Origin of the sequence: Mesorhizobium sp. M1A.F.Ca.IN.020.03.2.1 (assembly GCF_004023205.1) — a bacterium.
GTDB lineage: Bacteria > Pseudomonadota > Alphaproteobacteria > Rhizobiales > Rhizobiaceae > Mesorhizobium.
In genome coordinates this window covers 1-9,531 of record NZ_RZSV01000062.1, presented here as the reverse complement: position 1 = coordinate 9,531, position 9,531 = coordinate 1, and the positions used below count along the sequence as shown (strand labels likewise).

The 9,531-nt window shown below is 66.1% G+C and carries 11 protein-coding genes; all 11 read right to left on the bottom strand.

Features of this window, described 5'->3' with window-relative positions; all coding sequences use genetic code 11:
• Window positions 1-17: 17 nt before the first annotated feature.
• The gene (locus tag EOA79_RS12685) at window positions 18-2,729 is read right to left on the bottom strand and encodes a DUF4815 domain-containing protein (protein WP_127335100.1); all 2,712 of its coding nucleotides are present in this window, start codon (window positions 2,727-2,729) and stop codon (window positions 18-20) included.
• 6 nt (window positions 2,730-2,735) lie between these two features.
• Window positions 2,736-3,863, bottom strand: a complete 1,128-nt coding sequence (locus EOA79_RS12680; protein WP_127335101.1) for a phage tail protein — start codon at window positions 3,861-3,863, stop codon at window positions 2,736-2,738.
• Window positions 3,860-4,723, bottom strand: a complete 864-nt coding sequence (locus EOA79_RS12675) for a baseplate J/gp47 family protein (protein ID WP_127335102.1) — start codon at window positions 4,721-4,723, stop codon at window positions 3,860-3,862. Before EOA79_RS12675 ends, EOA79_RS12680 begins: the two co-directional genes overlap by 4 nt.
• A 103-nt stretch (window positions 4,724-4,826) precedes the next feature.
• A complete protein-coding gene (locus EOA79_RS12670; protein ID WP_127215576.1) occupies window positions 4,827-5,222 on the bottom strand; it encodes a GPW/gp25 family protein in 396 nt (131 codons plus the stop codon).
• Window positions 5,219-5,398: a hypothetical protein gene (locus EOA79_RS12665; RefSeq protein ID WP_127215575.1), complete on the bottom strand. Its 180-nt coding sequence runs from the start codon at window positions 5,396-5,398 to the stop codon at window positions 5,219-5,221. The genes EOA79_RS12670 and EOA79_RS12665 overlap by 4 nt, the downstream gene beginning before the upstream one ends.
• A gap of 9 nt (window positions 5,399-5,407) precedes the next feature.
• Entirely contained in the window at window positions 5,408-5,953 is a 546-nt protein-coding gene (locus EOA79_RS32750; RefSeq protein WP_164748236.1) for a phage baseplate assembly protein V, read from the bottom strand.
• On the bottom strand, window positions 5,953-6,762 hold the full coding sequence (locus EOA79_RS32745) for a hypothetical protein (protein ID WP_164748237.1): 810 nt from the start codon (window positions 6,760-6,762) through the stop codon (window positions 5,953-5,955). Before EOA79_RS32745 ends, EOA79_RS32750 begins: the two co-directional genes overlap by 1 nt.
• A gap of 97 nt (window positions 6,763-6,859) precedes the next feature.
• Window positions 6,860-7,252 (bottom strand): hypothetical protein, encoded by a 393-nt coding sequence (locus tag EOA79_RS12655; protein ID WP_127335103.1) that lies wholly within the window; start codon window positions 7,250-7,252, stop codon window positions 6,860-6,862.
• A gap of 24 nt (window positions 7,253-7,276) precedes the next feature.
• Complete coding sequence (locus EOA79_RS12650; protein ID WP_127335104.1) at window positions 7,277-7,513, bottom strand: hypothetical protein; 237 nt, start codon at window positions 7,511-7,513, stop codon at window positions 7,277-7,279.
• 53 nt (window positions 7,514-7,566) lie between these two features.
• Window positions 7,567-8,622, bottom strand: a complete 1,056-nt coding sequence (locus EOA79_RS12645) for a major capsid protein (RefSeq protein WP_164748238.1) — start codon at window positions 8,620-8,622, stop codon at window positions 7,567-7,569.
• 64 nt (window positions 8,623-8,686) lie between these two features.
• On the bottom strand, window positions 8,687-9,531 hold an 845-nt coding region (locus EOA79_RS32740), incomplete at its 5' end, for a hypothetical protein (protein ID WP_206639241.1).

Sequence of the window (9,531 nt, the reverse complement as noted above, 5' to 3'; positions counted from 1 at the left end):
GCGGATCAGGAGATCGCTCATGTTGGCGACCGCGAAGGTGCCGACATTGACGGTCTTGGTCGCCGGCGCGAATTTAGCCGCAACCAGCTGGAAGCAGATGTCCTCGTCCTGGTGCGGCGTCCAGGTGACGGCGTTCGACGACGACAGCATGACGCCGACCGAATAGGGCTGCGCGGCGACCGGCTGCTGCAGGTCGGCATCGAAGTCGCCGAGCTTGGCGGTCTTATCGAATGGTTGCCATCGTTGGTCTTGACGACGAAGGCGTATTCGATGCCGCCGGCGAGCCAGATCGGATAGGGGAAGCGGATCTCGGTCCACTGGCCGATCACCGCTGCGTTCATGTCGTAGAACGCCTGGGCGATGACGTTGACGGTCGGGATGCCGTTGGCGACCTCGACAAGCTCGAGCACAATCGGATTGTCGGGATCGCCGACCAGGCAGACCTTCAGGTTGACGCCGGCAATGTGCCGCCCCTCGGTCAGCGTGAAGGTCTGGGCCAGCGGGTCGGACCGGCTGCCGCCATTGCCGCCGCCACCGCCGCCGACACCTCCGGTCTCGCGCGGCGCTGTCACCGAGGTCTGCTGCACGGTCGTGGTGACGACGCGACGCAGCGTCTCGATGTCGATCGTGCCCTGCCCGACGAAGATGGCGGCAGCCTTCGAGCCGCCGGCGCCCTCGGCGACGAGGCCCTTCGCGCCGGCCGGCACATTGGCCGGGACGGTGAAGCTGTTGACGATCTGGCCGGCGCCGTCGGCGGAAAGGCCGCCCGGATTGACGTCGATGCCGTCGAACTCGAGCTTGGTCAGGTTTTCTCCCGCGCCGAAGCCATGAATAGTGAACTGCAGCGAGATCTGCCTGAGATAGGAAAGCCGCTCCTCGCGCGTCGAGCTCTCGATCGTCTCCTTCTGCGTCGTCGTGGTCGTCGTCGTGGTGCGGCCGGTGGTCGACCTCGACGTGGTGATGACCACGGGCGACGACAAAGCCGCCGCGCTGTCGGAGGCCCATTCGGTGGCGCTCTCGGTCCAGTAGTCGACCGGCGGGTTGATCGTCATCGACGCCGGCAGCGGCGTGAAGTTCTGATAGGGGTTGATCTTGGTGCAGCGGGTGGCGAGAGCCTGCTCGACCGCGACTTCTTCCGTCCAGTTCAGCAGCGTCACGCCGGGCAGGTTGACCGCATGGAAGGTCGGGTCGATCGCCAGCCGCAGCAAGCCGCCGAACACGGCCGCGGTCTGCGCCTCGCCCTCGTCTCGGTAGCGGTCGGAGGTGAAGGGATCGACGAACACGCCGTTCTTCGAGATCGGCTCGCGGCTGTCGATGTCGCGCTGCAGGCGCTCGAGCGCGATCAGGTCCAGAGCGTCGACCAGGCTGTTATACATCCGGTCGATCTTCGCCATGGTGTAGGCGCGCACGCCGATATTGGTGACGTTCGGCGTGCCGGTCCAGATGTTCTCGACCAGCGCGAGCGGCAGCACGTCGGCCGGCACCGTCGGCGGCAGCGCGTTGGTGCGGCTCGAAACGCCCTTCAGGTAGACTGAATTGCCGTCGCTATCCAAGCCGAGCACGTCGACGCGCGGCAGCTTGAAGTCATAGTCGACCTGGATTTGCCCGCCATTGACGCCGCCGGCGACGGTGATGGTGGTTGCGGTGATATCCGTTGCCGAGACGATGCCTAGATAGCGGTATTTGACGGTGTAGCTCGACCCGGTCGCGGGCTCGGCGCCGCCGGCCGCCCACGACACCAGGTCGCCGGCCTTCGTGTAATCGGCCGGCGTCGCATAGGTCGTGGCGCCCTGGTTCACCTCGAGGATCGACGTCACGCCCGTGTTGACCAGAGCGTCGGAGCCGTTCGGCGTGCCGCCACGAACAACCGTATCAGTTACTTCCTTCTCGACCAGAACTTCGCGGATCGTGGCGATCGGCCCGTGATTGAGGGTGACGATAGTCGGGTTCGTGCCGAAGGTGTGCACCTCGGTCGGGATGCGGAAGAGATCGAAGCTTTCCGTCTCACGGTGGCGCAGCGCCGCATAGCGCGTGCGCTTCTGGCCCTTGATGTTGGCGACGCCCTCGGCGATCGAGAAGACCTGGTCGGCGCCATCCTTGCCCAGCGCCGAGACGGAGCAGCCGGAGACGATATAGTTGCCGTTCGCGTCGAAGTCGTAGATCGCGAGCTGCGCGTTGATGCCGGTCAGGTTCGGCGGCGGCGTCTGGTCGATCGCCACACCGTCCTTCAACAGGTAGACCGAATAGAGATCGCCCTCGCCGCCGTCGCCGGAGAAGCCCCAGGCGAGCGCGAACACGACGCGCGCGGCGCCCGCTTCCCCCTCGGACAGCGAGCCCGGCATCAGGCCCAGCAGAGCGGGCTCCTCGAGCTCGGTGACATACGTTTTGAGCAGGCGCACCCCAATGTGCACGGCACCTGTCATCGGCACGTCTGTCAGCACCGCCGCCGGCGCGTCGAGAACACGGCCTGCCACATAGAGCTTGCCGGCGATCAGCGTGACGGTTTGCGCCGCAACGTCGATGATGATGTCGGCGCCTTCGACGCGGTCGCCGTCGCGCGCGACCAGATTGCCGATCGAACGGATCTTCCGCTGAAGGATGGTCTGGGCCTCGACCATCTCGGCCGCCTGACCAATCTTGCCTTCACGGTTGAGCACGCTGTCCCACAGCGGGAACTGCGGGGAGCGGTCATAGGCGCCGGTCAGGTTCGACTCGTGCTCGTAAGCCATTTTGCCTCAGCTGATTTTCAAGAGCGCACGAAAGCGTTCGCGCGAGGTTTTGCCGAGAAGCGCCGGCGCGATATCGAAGCCGCCGACGATGGCGCCACCCGCGATTGCGGCGCCGGGCAGCCAGCGGATACCGGCGGGGTGTGCGCCGACGGGCACGCCGCCGAGCGTGACGCTCCAGGATTGGATGGTCTCGCCCTCGCCTTCGCCGAAATCCATCATGGCTTCGACATAAAGGTTCGGACCGGCGCCGCTTGCCACGACCCAGCTTTGCCCGGCGGCCTGGTAGTACCCGCCGAAGGAAGCGTTGACCGGCCGGTAGACCCGCGCCTTGCGGAAGCCGATCGGCGAGCCGTCCTCACGATAGACGCCGATCCAGCACGACTTGGCGAGCAGCGCGGTGGCGATGATCTGCGCCCGCGACAGAGCGGCGTCCGAGACCCATTTCAGGCCGGGCGTGTTCCAGGGGAACGGCCCCCAGCCGATCGACCCGCCCTCGACCGGCTCGATCCAGGCGCCAAGCGCGGTCAGCTCGGCTTCCGTCAGATCGTGCTGGCCGGCATCGAAGGTGCGGCTGAAGGACCATTTGACGCCGCCGGCGTGGAGGAAGACGCCGGAGTTGTCGCCCCAGATGCCGTCGCCCCACCTGGTGTAGGCCCAGTCGTGCTCGCGCACATTGTAGCCGTTCCAGGCGCGGTAGAACTCGGAGCGGACCGGGTCCGACAGGCGCACCACGGCCTCGATCGTGCCGAGATCATCCTCGTCGTCGCGGAAACGGTCGAGCTCAAGTTCATAGAAGTGCCAGCGGGTGCGGCGCACCGGCGCCTCGTAGAAGGTCGAGAAGGCGTAGCCGACCCATGTCAGGCTTTCGGCCACACCTTGCGGCGTGCCTTTCACCCGCTGCCACCGCAGGCCGTATTCGATGACCGAGGCGAGGTCGGGCAGGCATTGCGAGATCGCGCCAAGCCCGTATTCGACGACGAGCCAGGGCAGGATCGAGGGCTGCACCGGCGCGAATTTGAAGCCGCGCAGCTCGTCGAAACCGGGCTCAAGCTCCGGCAGCCGATCGAGCGATTCCGCGAGCGCGCGCTCGAAGGCCGTCGCGTTCTGCGGCAGCAGGTTCTGCCGTTGGCTCACCGGTCGCGGCCCTTGAAGGTGAGCGTCACCGTGCCAAGCTTCACCGCGGCGCCGTCATCCACGGTCGTGTCGGTCACCGGAGCGGTCAGCGACACTTTCTGGACGCCCGGCGCCTGCAGCTTGGAAACCAGCCAGGAGCGCGTCAGGTTGAAGCCGAGCCCGCCCTCGTCGGCCAACGACTGGCGCAACAGAGCCTCGAGGCTTTCGAAGACGGTCATCGGCGTCGTCGGCAGAAGCCAGATATCGGCGGCGACGTTCACCGTCGCGCTTGTGGCGGACACAACGGTGATGCGGTCGGAAATCACCCGCACGCTGTTCTTCTGCACGTCGGCGTCGACCGCGGCGAGCAGAGCGGCGTCCGGCTCGCCGAAATTGTCGGTCGCAAGCACGGCAATGCGAATGTCCGGGCCGGTACCGACGCGATAGACGGCGACCTCCTTGACGCGGATGCTCGCCCGGAACGCGGCGCTTTTGTACCAGTCTTCGGAGCCGGCTGTTGAGCGGCCGGAAATGGCGACCACAGTGCGGGCGCGCAGCCTGGCATCAGTTTCGCCGGTCAGGCGGATGACGTCATAGAACGCAGCCAGGTGATCGAGATCGGCGCCGGCCGCGAAGGCCAGCAGGTTGGCTTTGACCGCGTCGTTGATCGCCGCCCTGTAGAGCACCTCGCGGAAGGCGCCGACCTGCAGCTGGATGTTGCCCGGCTCGCCCTCGAGGTCGATGATGCCGGAGACGTCGAGCCCGTAGCTGGTCGCCAGGTCGACGAAGACGGCCTTGATGGCGGCGAGAGCGTCGGCCTCCGACGTGACGGTGATCGCCTGCGGTGCCGGCAGGCCCTCGAGCGTGGACAGATCGAGCATGGCGGTTCCTGTTTCCGGGCGAAGCCCGCAAGGCCGACGGGCCGTCGCGGCTGATGCCGCGCCCCACCGGAGCCGCGGCGGCGAAGCCGTGCGCGGCGTGAGGCTATGAAGAAGTTACGATCAGTTGGCCGCCGGCCTGACCGAGGCGCAGCGAGACGGTGCCGGCCGGCGTGAAGTCGCCGAGATGGGCGCGCGGCCGGTAGATGCCTTCGATGACCCAGGCGGAAGCGCCGGCGCGGTCGAGTGTCAGCGGCGAGATGCGCGTCGGCGTGAGGCGCGGCTCGAAAAGCAGGATCACGGCCGCGACCGACCACTGGAAGCGGATGACGGTCTGGACGTTGGCGAGCTCGCCGAGCAGCGCCGGGACCGGACTGCCGACATATTCACGCAAGACGCGCTCGAAATAGCGTGTCGTCAGCAGGATCTCGATCGCCTGGATGACGTTGTCCCAGCCGCTCTGCCGCAGCCCGGTCGAGCGGTCCATGCCGAATTGCGTCACTTGCGCTTCCCGCGTCTGCCCTTCGCCGGAGCGTCGGCCGATCCATCAGCCTTCGGCTGCGCCGGCTCGACGACATGGCCGCGCAGCCGCTCATAGGCCGCCTGCGACGGCGTCATTTCGACGGCGGTGCCGGCCACGCCAAGGTGCGGGGCGCGCTTGGTGACAACGAGTTTCATGGAGGCCTCCTAGTCGGCGGCGAATACTTTCGAGGAGCCCTCGACGATCGGCCAAAGGCCGGTCGAAGATCCCGAACTGACGTGAACCTTATCGCCTATGCGAGCGACCTTCTTGCCCTCGGCCGCGCCGAGGTCGACGCGGGATGCCGACAGTTCCGCGCGGTCGCCGCCGCCGTCGAACAGCATCGTCGCCCCGCCGAAGGTCGACAGGATCCGCGTCCCCGGATCGGACGACGGGGATGCGTTCTGGTCCGAATAGGTCATCGGCAGCGCGACCGCCTGGCGCATGTCGCCATGCGGCGCGACCAGCATCATCTGCTGGCCTTGCGTCGGCGGCCGCCAGGACTTTTCGGTGCCGGCGATCTCGCCCCACGGCCGCAGCGGCGACAGGAATTCGCGGCCATTGGCGTCGGACAGCAAGAGTTGCACGCGCTTGGTGTCGTGATCGACCTTCTTCACCGTGCCGAACCGCAGGTTGCCGGCGACCATGCGCTTTAACGCGGCGATATCGGCCTGCAGGCCGAGGATGACCTTCACCAGTTCCGTGTCATGCATCAGGCGGACCCGCCGAGATCGGGATCGGGCAGGATATCGTCCGTCAGTTCGGTCTGCTCGCCGTTGATGAGGGTGCCGACCCGGTCGAACCCGACGACTTCGCCGGCATCGGGCGGCGCGACGCCCAGCATGGCCGGCACCGCTGCCGTGGTCATCAGGGTCGACTGGATCTTCTGCCAGCTCATCAGGTCGACGCCCTTGGCGAACTCGCCGCGCATGATGACGACCGCAGACTGGTAGTCCGCGACCGTCGCCAGTTTGGTCAGTGCCGTGTCGATGACGGGAGGCAGCTTGGCGCCCGGAGCGGGATCGCAGACCGGCTCGATCTCGATCTCGACCATGCGGATGGCGTGCTTGCGGCCGTCCTCCGGATCGACGCCGCGAGCGGCCTTCACCGGCCCGATCGCGGCGACAAGCGAGCGGAAGCATTCCGCGAAGGCATTGTTCGGGTCGGACAGCACGCGCCGCCACTGCCGGTCGAGCATGTCGAGCGAGAATTCAAGACCGGCATCGGTCGGCGCGATCTCGATCTGGTTGACCGCCTGGCCGTCGGTCGTCTGATAGGTGACGCTCGAGGCAACGATGAGGTCGAGCGCGAAGGTCACGGTGCCGGAGGTGACGAAGAAGCCTTCGTTCTGGGCGGCATACTTGGTTTCGTCGATGCGCACCAGGATGACCGGCGCCTGCCGGTCGCTCATGATCGAAGACAACGCCTCGATGGAGGAATCGGTAACGCCGTCGGCGGCAATGGTGTTGCCGCGCAGCGCCTGGACGGCCAGCATGCGCAGCATGGCATTAACCAGGCTCATCCGTTCTGTCCTTCGCTTGCCTCGGCTTCGCCGCTCCTTGCGGACGGCCGGGCAAACCTGCCCGACGGGCGGTCGTCGTTGCCGCCTTCGGCGGAGATCACGACGCGGCCTGCAGGTTCGACAGATAGAACACGATCACCTCGGGCAGGTCATCGACGACGCGCTCGATCGAATAGATCGGCTCGGCCGGCCGGGTGGTGACCTCGCACTGATCGCCGGCCTTCGGCAGCCAGGTCATGTCGGCACGCGGGATCGAAACGCTGCACAGCCGGCCGGCGTAGCGGGTCGGCGCCATGCCGCGATCGCGTCCGCCGAGGAATTCAAGGTCCAGATCGATGTCGAACCGGCCTTTCAGGCCGAGCATGGCCGGGCGCGACGGATCGTCGGCCACCGACATCTCGCCACGCTGCTTGGCGCGGATGGTGATCAGGTCGCCCATGCGGGAGCGCGTCTCATGGACAAGGCGCGATCGGGCTGCACGAATATCCATGAAAGGCTCCGAAAAGGTGAGACCTCAGACCTGGCCGAGGTCCATCTGGCTGGCCTCGTCCGCCTTCACGAGGTCAACCTTGCTGGCTGGGCGCGCGGCACCCTTTGCGACAAGATCGTCGAGCTGCTTCTTGTCGACGTCGATGATTGATCCAGGCGCCTTCACCTCGATTTCTGCGCGCTTGATTGTCTTGCCTTCCGGGCTCTTCTCGCCCGGCGACTTGCACAGGTGAACGGTGCTCAAAGCAACGGCTTTGACCATGATGCTTTCTCCAATGATGTTGAAATGCCGAGAACGATGCCGGACCGGGGCAATCAGCCGAGGACCGTCGCCTTCAGCGTCGCGTTCGGATTGACGGGCACCATCAGCGGCGCCGACTGGGTGAGGATCTGCTCGATCGCCACATCGCCTTCAGGGATGTAGTTGCGCGGGAAGATCGGCAGCGCCTCGAACTGCGCATGCACGTCGACGATCGTTCCGAAGCAGCGATAGCCCTGCACGTTCGGACCGGTCAGCACGACATCCTTGGGCGACATGAACGGAGTGACCGAGCCGTTGACGGTGTAGTAGTCCTTATAGACCCAGACTTCGATACCGCCACCGAGCGTGCCGCCATAGCGGACCTCGCCGGTGGTCATGAGGCCGGTCTTGATCGTCAGGTCGGCATTGCCGCGCCGGGTCAAGTCCATCTCGGCAAGGATCTCGCTGTCGCGTCGCATGACACCCCAGGCATCCGTGCCGACGGTGATGCGGTTCGGCGCGCCGCCGAATTCGGCCGAATGCATCGTGTCCGCCCAGCCCTGGATGTCGTCGAGGATGGACACCCCGGGATCGCCCCAGCGCGCGCCGGCGCCGAGCACCACGGTGTGTCCGGCGGCGCGACCGAAGTCGACCAGCCGCTGCGGCATGTCCTTGCCTTCAATGACGACCTTGCCGTCGATGACGGCCTTGGCGGCCATCCATTCCCAGAGCCTTTCGACCGCAACGCGATGGAACTGCAGGATGTCGGCTTTGACCGCATCGTAGCGCGCCGCGGGGCTCTGCGCATTGGGACCGAGCAAGGTGCCCGGGCGGCGGGTGAGAGCCCGCAGCGGCGACACCGGATCGCTGGCCTTGACATAACCCGGCTTGAAGCGTTCGACGCGCGCGCCTTCCTCGTAGATCGCCCGGCCCTGCGCCATCGGGGCGACGAAGGGCGCGAGCTTCCGCCCCGAACGCGGAATTTTCTCCAGGTCGATATATTCGTCGGTCGATGACATCTGGTGGGGGAAGAGAAGATCGAGCCAGTAGCTCGGCACGATGTCGAGTTCGCGGAACACACCGAGCAGGGTGTGCGTATCCCAAAGTTCGTAGTTGTCGAAATCCGCCATGGTCGTGGCCCTTGTGAAAGATGCGGCCGGGGCCGCGATTGGGTTGAGGGTTTGCGCCCTGCGCTCAGAGCCGCTTGCGGATGAGGATGTTGGTGGGCGCCGGCGCGCTCCGGAAAGCCGCCTCGCGCTTGTCATCCGTGTTGAACGAGACATCCCAATTGAGCGCATCCGGATTGAAATTGCCGGCCCGGTAGATCGCGACGCGCTGCGCGACATCGGTGTCGACCACCGGGGCAGTCGTGATGCCGAGCGGCGCCACACCGATCTGATCCGCCCCGCCGACGAGGGTGGTGTTCGAAAATGCGATGGCCGCGCCGGTCTCGGTGGTTGCGATCGCGTTGCCGGGCGCTCCTGCGGCCTTGGCGACGATACCGACGATGCCGGCGGCATCAGATTGAGCGCTGACATCGGGATGGGGCGTGGTGAGCGAGCCGTATGCGGAGCCGGCACCAGCTCCGCCGTTGATCGCCGCGATCAAATTGCTGGCGGTCTCCGCCGCCGTCGCACCGATCTTGACCTGACCGGCGACAGTGGTCGGCCCAGCTTTCAAGGTATAGACCGTCGCGCCGATGGTGATGGCGTCGTCAACTGCTCCGACACCGGAGAACACCAGTCGGCCGGTCGCCTTGCTGCCGGGCACATGGACAAAAGTCGCCATGGCCAGGGTGTCCGTGGCCGCGAGGCCGACAACCGAGAAAGCCGGCAGCGCTACATCCCCTGCCACGGGAAAGTCCTCGGTGACAGGGTGCGGTATGGCCGAATTGAAGATTTCGGCGGAGGTGAACGTCTCGGATACTTCACGTGCCGCCATGCCCGGCTGCGCAAAGGGAATGCTGGTCATGATCGACCCTTTCAGGTGAGGAGTTGCGGTTGGATGGTGCGAGGCATCAGCCCTGCCTGGCCGGTGCC